We start from the raw sequence: 16,737 nt of genomic DNA on the forward strand, positions 1-16,737 counted from the left end.
CTCAGTTGAGTGTGGTGAGGGGAAATGACACAGGTTTATAATTTTAGCGCTGGTCCAGCAATGCTACCGGTTGAAGTTTTACGTCGTGCGGAACAGGAATTGCGTAACTGGCATGGTCTGGGCACGTCGGTGATGGAAATCAGCCACCGCAGTAAAGAATTTATGCAGGTCGCAGAAGAGGCTGAAAAAGATTTGCGCGATTTGATGCAGATCCCAGCCAATTATAACGTGTTATTTTGCCACGGTGGCGCGCGCGCGCAGTTCGCCGCTGTGCCACTGAATTTGCTCGGCGACAATAACAGTGCCGATTACATCGACGGCGGCTATTGGGCGCACAGTGCGGTCAATGAAGCTCAGAAATACTGCACGCCGAATGTGATTGATGTGAAAACTGATGTTGATGGCCGAACCGGTATTCAGCCGATGAAGCAATGGAAATTGAGTGATAATGCCGCCTATGTGCATTACTGCCCGAATGAAACCATTGACGGGTTGGCTATCAATGAAGAGCCTGATTTTGGCAGTAAAGTTGTGGTTGCGGATTACTCTTCATCCATTCTCTCCCGCCCCATTGATGTCAGCCGTTATGGTGTGATTTATGCGGGTGCCCAGAAGAATATTGGCCCGGCTGGTCTGACTGTGGTTATCGTGCGCGAAGATTTGCTCGGTAAAGCCCGTACTGAGCTGCCGTCAATCCTTGATTACAAGGTGCTGGCAGAGAATGATTCAATGTTCAACACCCCGCCAACTTTTGCCTGGTATCTGTCCGGTCTGGTATTTAAATGGCTGAAAGAACAGGGCGGTTTGGGCGAAATGGAAAAACGTAATCAGGCGAAAGCTGAGCTACTGTATGGCGCTATCGACAAAACCGGCTTCTACCGCAATCAGATTGCTATTGCCAACCGCTCTTGGATGAATGTGCCATTCCAAATGAGAGATCCTTCACTGGACAAACTGTTCTTGAGTGAAGCAGAGGCCCAAGGTCTGCAAGCCTTAAAAGGCCACCGTGTTGCTGGCGGGATGCGCGCCTCTATCTATAACGCAATGCCAATTGAAGGCGTGAAAGCATTAACCGATTTTATGGCTGACTTTGAACGCCGTCATGGTTGATTGCTCTGAGCAAATATGAGTTTGTTTAGTTTTATTTATTAAGTAATTACAACAGCCCCGTCCTGTGCGGGGCTGTTGTTCATCAAAGACTGGAGAGTGCTTTTCCCATGCTGGAATCCCTGACTTTACACCCCATAGCCCTGATTAATGGCACAGTTAACTTACCCGGTTCTAAAAGTGTTTCTAACCGTGCACTTCTTCTGGCTGCGCTGGCTGAGGGGACGACCCAGCTGAATAACTTGTTAGACAGTGATGACATCCGCCATATGCTCAATGCACTACAGGCATTGGGAGTAAAATTCCGTCTTTCTGCCGACAGAACACGCTGTGAAGTTGATGGGCTGGGCGGCAAGTTGGTTGCTGACCAACCAGTAGAATTGTTCTTGGGCAATGCAGGAACGGCTATGCGTCCGCTAGCGGCGGCCCTTTGTTTGGGGAGCAATGACATCGTATTAACCGGTGAACCGCGCATGAAAGAGCGGCCCATTGGTCATTTGGTTGATGCGTTGCGCCAGGGCGGGGCACAGATTGATTATCTGGAGCAAGAAAATTACCCGCCGCTGCGCTTACGCGGTGGTTTCCGTGGTGGCAAACTGACCGTAGATGGCAGTGTTTCCAGCCAATTCCTGACAGCGCTCCTGATGACGGCCCCCTTAGCGGAGCAAGATACTGACATTCAGATTCAAGGGGAGTTGGTATCTAAACCTTACATCGACATTACCCTGCATCTGATGAAAACCTTTGGTGTAGATGTTGTGCATGAAAACTATCAGGTTTTCCACATTAAAGGCGGGCAGACTTATCATTCACCAGGTACCTATCTGGTTGAGGGCGATGCATCTTCTGCTTCTTATTTCCTTGCCGCCGCCGCGATTAAAGGCGGGACAGTGCGCGTAACCGGTATTGGTAAAAAAAGTGTGCAGGGCGATACCAAATTTGCTGATGTGCTGGAGAAAATGGGCGCTAAAGTGAGTTGGGGTGATGACTATATCGAGTGTAGTCGGGGAACATTGCAGGGAATTGATATGGATATGAACCATATTCCTGATGCTGCAATGACCATTGCCACCACCGCACTGTTTGCTGATGGCCCGACGACTATTCGTAATATCTATAACTGGCGAGTGAAAGAAACCGACCGCTTATCCGCGATGGCGACAGAACTGAGAAAAGTGGGCGCACAAGTGGAAGAGGGGCAGGATTACATTCGTGTTGTGCCTCCAGCACAGTTAATTGCGGCAGAAATAGGCACTTATAATGACCACCGTATGGCGATGTGTTTCTCGCTGGTGGCTTTATCTGACACTCAGGTCACTATCCTTGACCCTAAATGTACCGCGAAGACTTTCCCAGATTACTTCGAGCAATTAGCGCGGTTGAGCCAATTGGCTTGATCAATCTTTACCGGGTTTATCAGCATGAGATGGGTACCAGTGAGTACCCATTTTTTATTCTGTAACAGACGATTTTCTCACAAAACTTCACCGATTTTTGCCTGCTAATATATAAAGAATAAATATTTTTTCTGGCTATCTTTCCCATCTCTTCTACACTCCAGCCACGGCTTATGGTTTTATTTTCAGCAACTAAACTACCGCAGGGTAACAGTTCACTCCGATGCAGCGTATAATACTGCTCCTGTGTTTGCCCTGCCGGGTAGACAAGAGGTTTTGCCTACCGAAAGGAGAGAGATATGACGGCGTCAGCCCCGGTGATAACCGTTGATGGACCAAGTGGTGCAGGTAAAGGTACGCTTTGCAAAGCATTGGCCGAATCGTTGGATTGGCGTTTGCTGGATTCCGGTGCGATATACCGTGTGTTAGCTTTGGCGGCACTGCATCATCAGGTCGATATCAGCACCGAAGAGGCATTAGTTCCACTTGCCGCACATCTCGATGTTCGTTTTGTCTCGCAAAATGGGCAGTTAAAAGTCATTTTAGAAGGTGAAGACGTCAGTAATGAGATCCGCACTGAAACAGTGGGGAATACAGCATCTCAGGCGGCGGCTTTTCCTCGAGTGCGTGAAGCATTATTGCGTCGCCAGCGGGCTTTTCGTGAACCGCCTGGCCTGATTGCAGATGGCCGTGACATGGGCACAGTGGTGTTCCCAGATGCCCCGGTGAAAATATTTCTTGATGCAAGTTCGCAAGAACGTGCACACAGGCGTATGCTACAGTTGCAGGAAAAGGGGTTTAATGTTAACTTTGAACGTCTTTTGTCCGAGATACAGGAGCGGGACTCTCGCGATCGTAATCGGGCTATTGCACCTTTAGTCCCTGCGGCAGATGCGTTGGTACTGGATTCAACCAGTATGTCCATCGAGCAGGTGATCGAACAGGCGCTGGCTTATGCCCAACGAATTCTAGTGTTGCCGTTAAAAAAATAACGACAATGCGGTCAGTTCTGAGCTCTCAACGATTTATTTTTTAAATAAAATTATTTTTGATGAGCACTTTAACCTTGCTGCAAGGATGTGTGGCGAGGCATGTGAAACAACCCCATCCGGCGGGATGCTAGATGGACGTTAAACTTAAGAATCCTGAAGATTATAAACATGACAGAATCTTTTGCTCAACTCTTTGAAGAATCCCTGAAAACAATTGAAACACGTCCGGGCTCTATCGTCCGTGGTGTTGTTGTTTCTATCGATAAAGATATCGTACTGGTTGACGCCGGTCTGAAATCTGAGTCAGCAATTCCAGTAGAACAGTTCAAGAACGCGCAAGGCGAACTGGAAATTCAAGTCGGTGACGAAGTTGACGTGGCTCTGGACGCTGTTGAAGACGGCTTCGGTGAAACTCTGCTGTCCCGTGAGAAAGCTAAGCGCCATGAAGCATGGCTGATGCTGGAAAAAGCTTACGAAGAAGCTGCAACCGTTACTGGTGTGATCAACGGCAAAGTGAAGGGCGGCTTTACAGTCGAACTGAACGGCATCCGTGCGTTCTTGCCTGGTTCACTGGTTGATGTGCGCCCAGTTCGCGATACTCTGCATCTGGAAGGCAAAGAGCTTGAGTTCAAAGTCATCAAGCTGGATCAGAAACGCAACAACGTGGTTGTTTCTCGTCGTGCAGTTATCGAATCTGAGAACAGCGCTGAGCGTGATCAATTGCTGGAAAACCTGCAAGAAGGCATGGAAGTTAAGGGTATCGTTAAGAACCTGACTGACTACGGTGCATTCGTTGATCTGGGTGGCGTTGATGGCTTGCTGCACATTACTGACATGGCTTGGAAACGTGTTAAACACCCAAGCGAAATCGTCAATGTGGGCGACGAAATCACTGTTAAAGTTCTGAAATTCGACCGCGAACGTACTCGTGTATCCCTTGGCTTGAAACAGCTGGGCGAAGATCCATGGGTTGCTATCGCTAAACGTTACCCAGAAAGCACTAAGCTGACTGGCCGTGTAACTAACCTGACTGATTACGGTTGCTTCGTAGAAATCGAAGAAGGCGTTGAAGGTCTGGTACACGTTTCAGAAATGGATTGGACCAACAAAAACATTCACCCGTCTAAAGTTGTTAACGTTGGCGACGTAGTGGAAGTTATGGTTCTGGACATCGATGAAGAACGTCGTCGTATTTCTCTGGGCCTGAAACAGTGCAAATCTAACCCATGGCAGCTGTTTGCAGAAACTCACAACAAAAACGACCGCGTTGAAGGTAAAATCAAGTCTATCACTGACTTCGGTATCTTCATCGGCTTGGACGGCGGCATCGACGGCCTGGTTCACCTATCTGACATCTCCTGGAACGTTGCAGGCGAAGAAGCAGTTCGTGAATACAAGAAAGGCGACGAAATCGCAGCTGTGGTTCTGCAAGTTGACGCAGAACGTGAGCGTATCTCCTTGGGCGTGAAACAACTGGCTGAAGATCCGTTCAATAACTACCTGTCTGTTAACAAGAAAGGTGCTATTGTTACTGGTAAAGTCACTGCAGTTGACGCTAAAGGTGCTACAGTTGAATTGGCAGGCGGCGTAGAAGGTTATCTGCGTGCTTCTGAAGCAACTCGCGACCGCGTTGAAGATGCGACGCTGGTTCTGAACGTCGGTGATGAAGTTGAAGCCAAATATACTGGCGTTGACCGCAAAAACCGCGTAATCAGCCTGTCTGTTCGTGCTAAAGACGAAGCTGATGAGAAAGATGCTATTGCTACAGTGAACAACAAGCCAGAAGAAGGCAACTTCTCTAGCGCAATGGCAGAAGCGTTCAAAGCTGCAAAAGGCGAGTAATAACGGGGGGCGATCTTTTCGCCCCTATACGGTAGTTTAGCTGCAAAGCTTGGAGGTAATATGACCAAGTCTGAACTTATTGAAAGACTTGCTGGCCAGCACTCTCATATTCCGGCTAAGGCCGTTGAGGATGCAGTGAAAGAAATGCTTGAACATATGGCTGGAACACTAGCTGAAGGTGAGCGCATTGAGATCCGCGGATTTGGCAGTTTTTCTCTTCACTACCGTGCTCCGCGTGTTGGTCGTAACCCGAAAACTGGTGATAAAGTTGAGTTGGAAGGTAAGTACGTTCCACATTTTAAGCCAGGTAAAGAGTTGCGTGATCGCGCTAATATCTACGGTTAAGTTGTTTACAGCTTACCGCGTTATTATGTATGTTCAAAACACTCGGAGTTATTGCTTCTAGTGAAAGGATATAAAGCTGATCTGAAACGGTGCCCTAGAGGCACCGTTTTTATTTGTTTTATTTCTTAATCCTGACCGCCCGCCCCGCCAAAATATCTTATCCATCAATATATTTCTGATTATTTTAGAGACATCCCGCATTTCCTTTGCAGATTTTGCAACTCAATAAAACTGTTCGCGTAGCGGCTCTGAACTCCTGCCAGTGGTACTGGCCCTATAGCCAATCTACATAGAGAATTAGTTTCTTACTCACGAGTGAGCGGATGGCAATGAGGCTATTCGAAAGCCACACATGGATGGTTGCTTATCACTTTATCAACAGATCATTGCGCGCTTGCTGTCATCGCGGGTCTTTTACCTCTTATTTTGCTACCCCAACTACCAGGTGCCAGGGTTATTGCCGTGTTGTTGGTATTGGGCGCGCTACTATGGGTCAGCGGCAATACCTATTGTCAGTGTCTTACATTGGCTCTGATGAGTTTTGTTTGGGGATGTTGGCTCGGCGATAAAATGTTGATGCAGATTGAGCAATTTACTCAAGGAGAGCAGCATGTCGTCGGGACAATAAGCAATTCACATTTGGTTTGGGCCGAAGGCAATAAAGTTCTATTAGATATTCAGCAGGTAAATGGGAAGAAAGTATTTCCTACTATTAAGGTCACCGTTAAATGGCAAGAGGGCCTGGATTACTGTGCCGGACAACAATGGCAGTTCTGGCTGCGAATGCGAGGTGTGCATAGTTTGCTCAACGAAGGCGGTTTTGATAGCCAGCGTTGGGCTATAGCGAATCGCCGCCCATTACAGGGGCGAATCATTAGAGCCGAATTACTTGATGTGCCCTGTAGTGTTCGCCAGCAATTCATTCGCGTTGTGGAACGGCAACTTGAACCCTATAAACAGCGGCAGATATTGCTGGCACTGGCTTTTGGTGAAAGAAGCCAACTGGAACCCCAGTATTGGGCGTTGTTGCGTGATACCGGTACGGCCCATTTAATGGCGATTTCAGGTTTACACATTGCTATGGCGGCGTTATTTGGTGGGATGTTAGCTCGGGCGATTCAGTTTTTACTTCCCATCAGTCGAGTGGGGCCACTGTTCCCGCTATTAACTGGTTGGATTGTTGCTGTCATTTACGTTTGGTTAGCGGGGGCGAATCCACCGGCAGTTAGAGCCGCTATGGCACTAACACTATGGTTGCTGCTTAGGCTTTTTAATGTCTCCTGTAGTGCATGGCAAGTATGGTTATGGGTATTGGCACTAATCTTGCTCAGTGATCCTCTCGCAATACTTTCTGACAGTTTTTGGCTCTCCTGCTTGGCGGTATTTAGTTTGATATGTTGGTTTTATTGGGTACCGCTTTCCCCGCGTTTTAAAACGAATCGGCAGGGGCTGATTATTCGCGGGATCCATCTGCAATTAGGTATGATGTTACTGTTGATGCCGTTGCAAATAACGTTGTTTCACGGCATCAGTTTATTCTCGATACCTGCAAACCTGTGGGCAGTACCTCTCGTTTCCCTGATCACTGTCCCTTGTGTCTTGTTGGCACTGGCTTTTACTCTACTTCCCGTGGTCGCTGGGGTTTTCTGGTCGTTGGCTGATATATCGTTGGCTACGGTGCTCTTGCCGCTGAGTCCGATGAGAATGGGCTGGTTTTATACTGGCACAGCATCAGTTGCTATAGGATTCAGCGGTTGGCTAGCCATGCTTATATGGCGTTTTGAATGGTGGCGTAATTATTCTATTGGGGTCATGGTGCTTTGTGTGAATATGGCATTATTGACTCAGCGCCGTGATGAATACCAATGGCGTGTTGATATGTTGGATATTGGACATGGTCTGGCGGTGGTAATTGAACGAGAGGGGAAAGCCATCATCTTTGATACAGGCAATCGCTGGGGAGCTGGCAGCATGGCATCTATGGTGATTTTGCCTTATTTACGCTGGCGAAATATCACTGTTGAGCAAATTATTCTCAGTCACGATCATCAGGATCATACTGGAGGTTTAGCAGAGATTCAGGCTGCTTTTCCCATGGCTACGGTTCGCGCTCCTTTTCCCTTAAAAGATGTTGTAAATACATTGCCTTGCAAACAAGGGGTAACATGGCAGTGGCAAGGTTTGAATTTCGAGGTGTTATGGCCGCGAGTGCAGGTTGCTAATGCTCAGAATGATGATTCGTGTGTTATCCGTGTTGATGATGGCAAACACAGCTTATTACTGACTGGTGACCTTGAAATGCGCAGTGAGAGAGAGTTGATTAAAGATTCTCGTGCTAAGTTAGCTTCAACATTACTGCAAGTTCCCCATCATGGGAGCAATACCTCTTCTACGCCACCTTTTCTGCGGGCAGTAAAGCCTGAATTGGCTTTTGCTTCTGTTGCACGCTATAACCAATGGCAGCTTCCGGCCAGAAAAGTGACTAAGCGCTACAAAAAAAATAACATTATTTGGCGTGATACCTCGGTGTCAGGACAATTAAGTGTTTATTTTTACAGCGATAGTTGGCAAATTAATGGTTATAGGGAACAATTAATGCCTCGTTGGTATCACCAGCAATTTGGCGTTGGAGGCCATAATGAGTAGAATGGGCCGCTATTTCTTCTGGTGCTGGTATTTGCATGATGAATGATAAAGATCTATCCACTTGGCAGACGTTTCGTCGCCTCTGGCCATTGATCTCTCCTTATAAGACCGGTCTTGTTGTTGCGGCGATAGCATTAATCCTTAATGCCGCCAGTGACACCTTTATGCTGTCATTACTAAAACCCTTGCTCGACGATGGTTTTGGTAAGGCTAATAGCTCAATTTTAAAATGGATGCCTCTGGCTGTTATCGGCTTAATGGTGGTTCGTGGCATAACTGGCTTTATTTCAAGCTATTGCATCTCATGGGTCTCTGGCAAAGTGGTGATGCATATCCGCCGCCGCTTATTCAGCCATATGATGGGGATGCCGGTTTCATTTTTTGACCAGCAATCAACCGGCACATTGCTATCACGTATTACTTATGACTCCGAACAGGTAGCTGCATCATCTTCTGGCGCACTGGTTACAGTGGTGCGAGAAGGGGCTTCTATTATCGGCTTGTTTATTATGATGTTTTATTACAGCTGGCAGTTGTCGCTGATTTTAATCGTCATTGCACCGATTGTGTCGATTTCTATTCGGTTGGTATCTAAGCGTTTTCGCAATATCAGTAAAAACATGCAAAGCACCATGGGGGAAGTGACCACCAGTGCAGAGCAAATGCTAAAAGGGCATAAAGAAGTCTTGATTTTCGGCGGCCAAAAAGTTGAAACCGAGCGCTTTGAAGCTGTGAGTAACCGCATGCGCCAGCAAGGGATGAAACTGGTTTCTGCTTCTTCCATTTCAGACCCTATTATTCAGTTAATTGCCTCTTTTGCTTTGGCATTTGTATTGTATGCAGCAAGCTTTCCAAGTGTGATGGAAACTCTGACCGCAGGTACCATTACAGTGGTGTTCTCAGCCATGATTGCGCTGATGCGTCCGTTGAAGTCGCTGACCAATGTGAATGCTCAATTCCAACGTGGGATGGCTGCTTGCCAGACATTGTTCACTATTCTGGATATGGAACAGGAAAAAGACGAGGGTAAACGGGAAGTTGAACGCGCTAAAGGCGAAATAGAATTCCGCCATGTGACGTTCTACTATCCGGGCAAAGATACCCCGGCACTGAATGACATCAATATGCATATTGATGCAGGTAAAACTGTTGCATTGGTGGGGCGCTCAGGCTCAGGTAAGTCAACTATCGCTAATTTAATGACTCGTTTCTATGATGTCAGTGAAGGCAGTATCTTGTTGGATGGTCATGACTTACGTGATTACCGATTGGGGGCATTACGCAACCAGGTCGCATTGGTGTCGCAAAATGTTCATCTGTTCAATGATACGGTAGCTAATAACATTGCTTATGCCCGTGATGAGCAGTACAGCCGCGCTGAAATTGAAGAAGCTGCCCGCATGGCTTATGCCATGGACTTTATCAATAAAATGGAAAATGGCCTGGACACAGTTATTGGTGAAAACGGCGTCATGCTCTCCGGTGGCCAGCGCCAGCGCATTGCCATTGCACGGGCGCTGTTACGGGATTGCCCAATATTGATTCTGGATGAAGCGACTTCGGCACTGGATACGGAATCAGAGCGGGCAATTCAGGCCGCACTGGATGAGTTGCAGAAAAACCGTACTTCACTGGTCATTGCCCACCGCTTGTCGACCATTGAAAAAGCGGATGAGATCCTGGTCATTGAGGATGGACGCATTGTGGAACGTGGCATGCATGCAGAATTGCTGGCGAAAAAGGGCGTTTATGCTCAACTTAACCGTATGCAGTTTGGCCAATGATTGAGCGTATCTGGTCTGGGAAGTCTTGGCTGTATTTGTTATTGCTGCCACTGTCCTGGCTATATGGCGCAATGACTTGGCTTATCCGTGTCAGTTATACTCTGGGGCTGCGCTCGGCGTGGCGCTCCCCGGTACCGGTTATCATTGTGGGCAATCTGACTGCTGGCGGTAATGGCAAAACGCCGGTAGTTATTTGGTTGGTGGAACAGCTGAAACAGCGGGGTTACCGCATCGGGGTTGTCTCCCGTGGTTATGGTGGTAAGTCTGAGTATCCGTTACTGCTATCCAGCGAGACCACAACCACTCAGGCCGGTGATGAACCGGTTCTGATCTATCAACGAACCGGTGCCCCTGTTGCGGTCTCGCCAAAGCGTTCTGATGCGGTCAAAGCATTACTGAAATCTCATGATTTGGATTTCATTATTACTGATGACGGATTACAGCATTATGCATTACAGCGGGATTTTGAACTGGTGGTGATTGATGGTGTGCGCCGTTTTGGTAATGGCTGGTGGCTGCCGGCAGGCCCAATGCGTGAGCGCGCAGGGCGACTGCGCTCAGTCGATGCGGTGATAACTAACGGTGGTATTGCTGCAACTGGCGAAATACCGATGCAACTGGTTGCACAGGAGGCGGTCAATTTGGTGACCGGCGAACGTTTTCCTGCACAGCAATTACAGCACGTCGTTGCCATGGCTGGCATCGGTCATCCCCCGCGCTTTTTTGCTACGTTAAGTCTGCTCGGCATTGAATCTAAAAAGGAATATGCTTTCGCTGACCATCAGGATTATTCATTGTCCCAACTTAGCTCGCTGACTTCCGGGCCACAAATTTTGCTAATGACTGAAAAAGATGCGGTTAAGTGTCGAGCTTTTGCTCAGCCCAATTGGTGGTATTTGCCCGTAGATGCACAGTTACCTCCTGACCAAGCTGAACAATTACTGTTGAAAATTCAGGCAATAGCGCACCATTCTGCATAATCCAATTCATAGACTCAGTGATGTGAGCTTTAGGGCCAACGCGCATGCTGTAAGCGAACGTTGCTGAGTTTTCTCGTACAGTTGTAGTTCATCAACAACATCAGCGCCCAAGTCTCGTTGAAAATCCTGCTTACTGGAATGTCCTGCAAAATGGTTTTGCCCTTTATCCCCTAAATTTGACTGAAAAATACCTGCGGCACTGACCGGTAGGAAATCTTCATAAACCAAAGGTTCAAATTGGATAAATCCAGCGTCAATCAACTCGTCTAAAGTTAAATTTTGCATTGAGGCCGCAGATCCGCCGAGCTTTTTCTCTGTCGGGAAATAGCGGAAGAAAGCGAGTTTTTCTGCGCGCATTGCAGGGTAATCATCTGGAAACTGGCTAAATTTTTCGCTAAGAATAGCCATATATTGCGCTGCATTCTCCTCATTTGCAGGGGCTTGCAATTGATCCTGAGCCGCTTGCAGCAGGCGGTCATAAAGATTGCGACCTTTAGCGGTCAGCGCAGCGCCACGCTGTTCTATTTCGCCAAAGCGGGCGGTGTGATTCCCTTGAACAATATGCCCATCGGATGATACAAACGCGATTTTTTCTTCCAGTGCTTTAAAACTGGTTTGCCGCAGCAGTATTGGGCAATGGCGTGGTGGTGGCCCTTCGATGACTGCTTTAGGGGTAATATTGTGTTTCGGCATGGCAGCTTGTACTGCGTCTATATTCAGTGTTCGTGGGGTCAAATGGTTAATATGTGGCCCTTTAAAAGCAACGACATCAGCAATTAACCGGTGCTGATCATGCAGTTGTTGATAAATCTCAGCACTTACAGTGGCTTGATTATGCCAGCGGAATGTTTCCAGGGATTCAGTAATAAAATCAGCCACTTCATTGCTGGTCAGCCCTCCTGTCGTTTCATGCTTAACAATCAACTCGATAAGGCGTGACGTGAAAATATTTCTTTTGGCAAGAATATCAACCGCTCGTTGCCGCAGTTCTGACTGCTCAATCAACTCTAACCGCAGCAAGGAAGTGAAAATTCTGAATGGGCAGATTTGCAATGAAGCTTCATGTACCGCGCGAAAAGCTGTCGAGTGAACAGGTACACCGGCAGGGGCCAGGTCGTAATACCCGACGGGAACCATCCCCATGACGGCAAATAAGCGGCGTAAAGTGGCGAGCTCGGCGGCAGTTCCCACGCGGATAGCGCCATGCCTTTCCATATTTAATCGCTCAATTTCCCCGGTTTGATGCAAATGGCGGGTCAGTTCTGGCGATTGTTCCATTGTTTGGTTGTTGGTTTCGGTAACTAATTGCAATAAATCACTGTATAGCGGGACTTCAGTCTGATACATATCCGACATAGCACTGGAGAACCTGGCGCGTATCTCATCGGGATGAACAAATGGCAGGGCGGTAATCATTTGAATGTTCCTTTTTACCTTTCAACGCAGATATTCACGGCTGCGGATCACGCTGATTCCATCTTATTCTAGGTGAGTTCGTTGAGCTGGGGAGGCGCTGGTGGAGAATATTGGTTTTTTATGCGTCATATCTCATTGATTCTGGGGTTTGTTGTGATCCATGCGATAAAAAAGTTGTATGGATGCGTTTTTTATGTATAAATATACATAGGCTTGTTTTACAGGCTTATTTATATATAAGAGTTATGTGTAAGAGTGCACGAGAGCAAAGTAAAGCAGTTCCTCCCAAGACGCTATTTTCTGATACAGCCTCAAAGACGAACCCCTGAATCTCCTATAAGCAACTCCCATAAGTCATATTTTAGGCGAACCTGTTGAATAAGCATTTATTGCTTCGTGGCTGGTTTGTTAGTTGCTGTATCTGTTGCTGCTCTATTATTTAAAGTAATAACGTTGGGTTATCGGCGGAATAAAATGATCGTGCAAATGTGCCTATCATTTATTTCCGAGATAGACAAAATTCTAAGCCCATATTTATGCGGGTTTTTCATAAAATCAAGCTCATAGAGGTTTAATCAGAAAACTTTAGGATGGGCAACTGCATCTAAACAATAAATAAAAATGAGTTGTTAGGATGCCCAGTAAAAGGAAATTTATTATGACGTTAAAAATGGGTCGCGTGAAATGGTTCAACCAGTCTGAAGGCTACGGTTTTATTTCACCCCACGACGGTGGTTTGGATGTGTATGTCAGCAAGACAGCCATTGCCAACACTAAAAATAAATCACTGAGTGAAGGGCAGGACGTTGAATTCTCTACTTATCGTAGTATTCATGGGCCGTCAGCAGCAGATGTGATCGCTTTCTAAGCAAACGGCTACCCAAGGGTAGCCGCTAGTTTTTTTGCCTCTGTTCGACATATTGCTTTTGTCGTCGGGCAGTTTTGCAGGTGCTTCTATTTGTTTTGCGGTTTAGTTGCTGAAGTTAGCAAACAGCGCAATAATTTTATGGAATACTTTCATTTCTTACTCAATAGGTATGATTGTGTGATTTGTGTCACAAAAATACTACTCCTCGCAATTCAACATATCAATAACAAAACCAACATTTATCATCCCGATTGCTGAGTATATTCACTTATACTAATGTCAATTAACATAACCGCTTGTTATCAATAGCAGATATAAATGACGGCATCGGTGCAGTTAACCTGCATCGGCGGATATGGTATCCTCGACCACTTTCCTGCTGGCTAAACTCCATTCTGGAGGATGTATGGACCACCGTTTACTCGAAATTGTTGCTTGTCCTGTCTGCAACGGTAAATTGTACTTCAATAAAGAAAACCTTGAACTGGTATGCAAAGCTGACAATCTGGCTTACCCGGTGCGTGATGGCATCCCGGTATTGTTAGAAAACGAAGCCCGCCCACTGTCCATTGATGAGAAGCACGCATGAGTTTCATTGCTATAATTCCCGCCCGTTATGCTTCAACCCGTCTACCCGGTAAGCCACTGGCTGATATTGCGGGTAAACCGATGGTTGTGCATGTGATGGAACGGGCATTGGAGTCAGGTGCTTCTCGGGTGATTGTGGCAACAGACCATCCGGAAGTGGTGAAAGTGGTTGAAGCGGCGGGTGGCGAAGTCTGTTTAACCCGCGCAGATCATCAGTCCGGTACCGAGCGCTTAGCGGAAGTTATTGAACGCTATGGTTTTGCTGATGATGATATTATTGTCAATGTGCAAGGGGATGAACCATTGGTGCCGCCAATGATTATCCGCCAAGTTGCTGATAATTTGGCTGCCTCCAGTGCAGGTATGGCGACATTAGCCGTGCCGATTGAAAGCAGCGAAGAAGCCTTTAACCCTAATGCCGTGAAAGTGGTGATGGATGCGCAAGGTTACGCACTGTATTTCTCGCGAGCCGCCATTCCGTGGGAAAGAGAGCGCTTTGCTCAATCGAAAGAAACCATTGGTGATTGTTTCTTACGCCATATTGGTATTTATGCTTATCGCGCCGGTTTTATTCGCCGCTATGTTAATTGGGCGCCAAGCAAACTCGAGCAGATAGAGCTGTTAGAACAACTGCGTGTGCTGTGGTACGGTGAAAAAATTCATGTTGCTGTGGCAAAAGCTGTGCCAGCAGTTGGGGTTGATACACCAGAAGATTTAGACAGAGTTCGGGCTATTATGCTCAAGCAGTAATCATTGTGCAGCTTCCCACGCCAAGCTCAATTGAGTTTGGCGTTGTTATTTCTGGATCCCACGACCTTCAATTATTTAACTTTTATTGTGGCTGTTATTTGATCTGTATGCTGGAAATATCCCGCCCATCATCCCATGATGAATAATCTATTTCGTCAGATAATCGGACAAAGCCTTATGGAACAGCTGAAAGCTGAATTAAGTGTCGTGCTTGGGGAGTCTATTACCCGCCTTGAGCGCATCAGCGAGCAGCCCTATGCCCACCTGTATGCGATGTATAATCAGCAGGGCCAGGCTATCCCATTGTTGGCAAAGAGTTATGTCTGTCAGGGGATTGCACAGCAAGAGGCCTATAAACTGTCAATGTTGTCGCGCGAAGGCGATATCCGCTTGCCGACTGTGTATGGTTTAGTCATGACCCATCAACCGCCGTATAAAGAAATCTTGCTGATGGAGCGCCTTCAGGGGGTTTCGGTAGAAGCGCCCACCCGCACAAGAGAGCGCTGGAATGCTTTGATGGATCAGATAGTTGAGGGCGTATTAGCCTGGCACCGGATTGATAGCCATGGGTGTGTCGGCAATGTTGATAGTACCCAAGAAAATGATTGGTTCAGTTGGTATCAGCAACGAGTTGAAGTGCTGTGGGCCACGCTATCGAATATGAATTCACCCCAAATGACCCTGGAAGATAGAGCAATTCTTTATCGTGCTCGGGCATCATTAAATGCCCTTTTCGCCGGTTTTGACGACAGTTCGGTGCTGGTTCACGGCAATCTGACTTTACGCAGTATGCTTAAAGATCCCCGCAGTGATCAATTGCTGGCGATGCTCAACCCCGGCCCCATGCTATGGGCGCCGCGAGAGTATGATTTATTCCGCCTCAGTGAAGAGGGGATGCCGAGCCAGCTATTTTATCGCTACCTCAATAAAGCGCCGGTCTCGGAATCCTTTGTTGCCCGCCGTTGGCTCTATACTCTGTGGGAACTGGTGGCACGTTTTATCCATACCGGTAATTTGGATCGCGTTGTATTTGATAATGCGGCTCGGCAACTCTTGCCTTGGCTTAATTAACCGCAAAATTATTCATCATTCTTATTGCCCGTTAACTTTTGCCAGATTAGCCCCAATGTTTCATACCAGGCGCGCTCGGAATGACCCAAATAGGTTGCTGCCGGAATAGTGCGCTCCCAACTGTGTAAGGGGCTGGTAATAGCTAACTGATTGGCGGGCGCCGGAATAGGGTGTAAGCCCTTGGCTGTAAAGAATTTTATCGCCCGGGGTAAATGACTGGCGGAGGTCACTAGCAAAAAAGGTTTATTACCCACCAAGGTGGCCACCGCAGCTGCTTCTTCAGCCGTATCTTTCGGCTGTTCTAGTGAAATAATATCTGCCGCTGGAACCCCTAAACTTTCTGCTACCTGTGCCGCTGTTTTTGCACTGCTTTGGCTGTTCGGGCCAGCGCCGCCGGTAAATACCATTTTTGCGTTAGGATGAGCGCGATACAGCCTGATCCCCTCAGTCACTCGCGGTAAACTATTCGAGAATAAATTAGCACTTGGCGCCCAATTCGGATTAAACGTGTAGCCGCCACCAAGGACAACAATGTAATCTACTGGGTCGTTTCCCTGATAAGTTGCATATTGTTTTTCCAACGGCAATAACAGGCGATCGGCGACAGGTTGTAGGCTAATAAGTAATAATATCAGCCAACTCATTGCAAAAAGCGTTTTGCCGCTTTTTTGCCAGCGGGTAAACCACAATAAGATTAATGCCAGCCCCATGACGATAAGCAGAAAGGGCAGTGGCATTAATAAGCCGCCAACAAACTTTTTTAGGGTAAAAAGCATAAAAACAGGGACCTTTTGGCTGAAAAAACGGCATTTGGCGCTGATTGCGGGCCAAGAAGATTTATTCTAAGTCAGGCTGTGCCAAAATAGCAGGTTGGTAGTCACTCTTTTTGCTGTTGCCATTGATTTGCGCACTTCCATCAAGGCCGGTAAATCAATAGTTATAGAGATGATA

The 16,737-nt window shown here is 47.1% G+C and carries 14 protein-coding genes; 12 read left to right on the plus strand and 2 right to left on the minus strand.

Going from position 1 to position 16,737, the window contains the following annotated elements:
- Positions 1-24: 24 nt before the first annotated feature.
- From serC to lpxK, 8 genes are all read left to right on the plus strand, one after another.
- A complete protein-coding gene (serC, locus tag FTA91_RS13565; protein ID WP_050116368.1) occupies positions 25-1,110 on the plus strand; it encodes a 3-phosphoserine/phosphohydroxythreonine transaminase in 1,086 nt (361 codons plus the stop codon).
- A gap of 107 nt (positions 1,111-1,217) precedes the next feature.
- Positions 1,218-2,504 carry a 3-phosphoshikimate 1-carboxyvinyltransferase gene (gene aroA / locus FTA91_RS13570; protein ID WP_050116367.1) on the plus strand — a complete coding sequence of 429 codons (1,287 nt, stop codon included), beginning with the start codon at positions 1,218-1,220 and terminating at the stop codon, positions 2,502-2,504.
- A 299-nt stretch (positions 2,505-2,803) separates the two neighbouring features.
- Positions 2,804-3,496, plus strand: a complete 693-nt coding sequence (gene cmk, locus FTA91_RS13575) for a (d)CMP kinase (protein ID WP_050116366.1) — start codon at positions 2,804-2,806, stop codon at positions 3,494-3,496.
- A 168-nt stretch (positions 3,497-3,664) separates the two neighbouring features.
- Positions 3,665-5,338, plus strand: coding sequence for a 30S ribosomal protein S1 (gene rpsA, locus FTA91_RS13580; protein ID WP_038632104.1), 1,674 nt, complete (start codon positions 3,665-3,667; stop codon positions 5,336-5,338).
- Between the two features lie 60 nt (positions 5,339-5,398).
- Positions 5,399-5,683: an integration host factor subunit beta gene (gene ihfB, locus FTA91_RS13585; protein ID WP_032820038.1), complete on the plus strand. Its 285-nt coding sequence runs from the start codon at positions 5,399-5,401 to the stop codon at positions 5,681-5,683.
- Positions 5,684-6,043: 360 nt separating this feature from the next.
- A complete protein-coding gene (locus FTA91_RS13590) occupies positions 6,044-8,329 on the plus strand; it encodes a ComEC family protein (RefSeq protein WP_050116365.1) in 2,286 nt (761 codons plus the stop codon).
- 35 nt (positions 8,330-8,364) lie between these two features.
- Positions 8,365-10,113 (plus strand): lipid A ABC transporter ATP-binding protein/permease MsbA, encoded by a 1,749-nt coding sequence (gene msbA, locus FTA91_RS13595; RefSeq protein WP_145536177.1) that lies wholly within the window; start codon positions 8,365-8,367, stop codon positions 10,111-10,113.
- Positions 10,110-11,093, plus strand: a complete 984-nt coding sequence (lpxK, locus tag FTA91_RS13600) for a tetraacyldisaccharide 4'-kinase (protein WP_050116363.1) — start codon at positions 10,110-10,112, stop codon at positions 11,091-11,093. The genes msbA and lpxK overlap by 4 nt, the downstream gene beginning before the upstream one ends.
- A 6-nt stretch (positions 11,094-11,099) precedes the next feature.
- On the opposite strand, the gene hglS is transcribed toward lpxK, so the two are convergent.
- Positions 11,100-12,509: a 2-oxoadipate dioxygenase/decarboxylase HglS gene (gene hglS, locus FTA91_RS13605; RefSeq protein ID WP_050116362.1), complete on the minus strand. Its 1,410-nt coding sequence runs from the start codon at positions 12,507-12,509 to the stop codon at positions 11,100-11,102.
- Positions 12,510-13,167: 658 nt separating this feature from the next.
- On the opposite strand from hglS, the gene FTA91_RS13610 reads away from it, so the two are divergent.
- From FTA91_RS13610 to FTA91_RS13625, 4 genes are all read left to right on the plus strand, one after another.
- Positions 13,168-13,377 (plus strand): cold-shock protein, encoded by a 210-nt coding sequence (locus FTA91_RS13610; RefSeq protein WP_038632114.1) that lies wholly within the window; start codon positions 13,168-13,170, stop codon positions 13,375-13,377.
- A 406-nt stretch (positions 13,378-13,783) separates the two neighbouring features.
- Positions 13,784-13,966 (plus strand): Trm112 family protein, encoded by a 183-nt coding sequence (locus FTA91_RS13615; protein WP_004700032.1) that lies wholly within the window; start codon positions 13,784-13,786, stop codon positions 13,964-13,966.
- On the plus strand, positions 13,963-14,715 hold the full coding sequence (kdsB, locus tag FTA91_RS13620; protein ID WP_050116361.1) for a 3-deoxy-manno-octulosonate cytidylyltransferase: 753 nt from the start codon (positions 13,963-13,965) through the stop codon (positions 14,713-14,715). Before FTA91_RS13615 ends, kdsB begins: the two co-directional genes overlap by 4 nt.
- 177 nt (positions 14,716-14,892) lie before the next feature.
- Entirely contained in the window at positions 14,893-15,786 is an 894-nt protein-coding gene (locus FTA91_RS13625) for a YcbJ family phosphotransferase (protein ID WP_145583497.1), read from the plus strand.
- An 8-nt stretch (positions 15,787-15,794) separates the two neighbouring features.
- Here FTA91_RS13625 and elyC read toward each other — a convergent pair whose 3' ends face one another.
- Positions 15,795-16,562 carry an envelope biogenesis factor ElyC gene (gene elyC / locus FTA91_RS13630; RefSeq protein WP_050116359.1) on the minus strand — a complete coding sequence of 256 codons (768 nt, stop codon included), beginning with the start codon at positions 16,560-16,562 and terminating at the stop codon, positions 15,795-15,797.
- Positions 16,563-16,737: the final 175 nt, after the last annotated feature.

Origin of the sequence: Yersinia thracica, assembly GCF_902170565.1 — a bacterium.
GTDB classification, from domain to species: domain Bacteria; phylum Pseudomonadota; class Gammaproteobacteria; order Enterobacterales; family Enterobacteriaceae; genus Yersinia; species Yersinia thracica.

What these genes read in the sequence shown, in the direction of transcription:
- serC (WP_050116368.1), top strand. Translation starts at nt 25, where the DNA reads ATGACACAGGTTTATAATTTTAGCGCTGGTCCAGCAATGCTACCGGTT.
- aroA (WP_050116367.1), top strand. Translation starts at nt 1,218, where the DNA reads ATGCTGGAATCCCTGACTTTACACCCCATAGCCCTGATTAATGGCACA.
- cmk (WP_050116366.1), top strand. Translation starts at nt 2,804, where the DNA reads ATGACGGCGTCAGCCCCGGTGATAACCGTTGATGGACCAAGTGGTGCA.
- rpsA (WP_038632104.1), top strand. Translation starts at nt 3,665, where the DNA reads ATGACAGAATCTTTTGCTCAACTCTTTGAAGAATCCCTGAAAACAATT.
- ihfB (WP_032820038.1), top strand. Translation starts at nt 5,399, where the DNA reads ATGACCAAGTCTGAACTTATTGAAAGACTTGCTGGCCAGCACTCTCAT.
- msbA (WP_145536177.1), top strand. Translation starts at nt 8,365, where the DNA reads ATGATGAATGATAAAGATCTATCCACTTGGCAGACGTTTCGTCGCCTC.
- lpxK (WP_050116363.1), top strand. Translation starts at nt 10,110, where the DNA reads ATGATTGAGCGTATCTGGTCTGGGAAGTCTTGGCTGTATTTGTTATTG.
- hglS (WP_050116362.1), bottom strand. Translation starts at nt 12,509, where the DNA reads ATGATTACCGCCCTGCCATTTGTTCATCCCGATGAGATACGCGCCAGG.
- FTA91_RS13610 (WP_038632114.1), top strand. Translation starts at nt 13,168, where the DNA reads ATGACGTTAAAAATGGGTCGCGTGAAATGGTTCAACCAGTCTGAAGGC.
- FTA91_RS13615 (WP_004700032.1), top strand. Translation starts at nt 13,784, where the DNA reads ATGGACCACCGTTTACTCGAAATTGTTGCTTGTCCTGTCTGCAACGGT.
- kdsB (WP_050116361.1), top strand. Translation starts at nt 13,963, where the DNA reads ATGAGTTTCATTGCTATAATTCCCGCCCGTTATGCTTCAACCCGTCTA.
- FTA91_RS13625 (WP_145583497.1), top strand. Translation starts at nt 14,893, where the DNA reads ATGGAACAGCTGAAAGCTGAATTAAGTGTCGTGCTTGGGGAGTCTATT.
- elyC (WP_050116359.1), bottom strand. Translation starts at nt 16,562, where the DNA reads ATGCTTTTTACCCTAAAAAAGTTTGTTGGCGGCTTATTAATGCCACTG.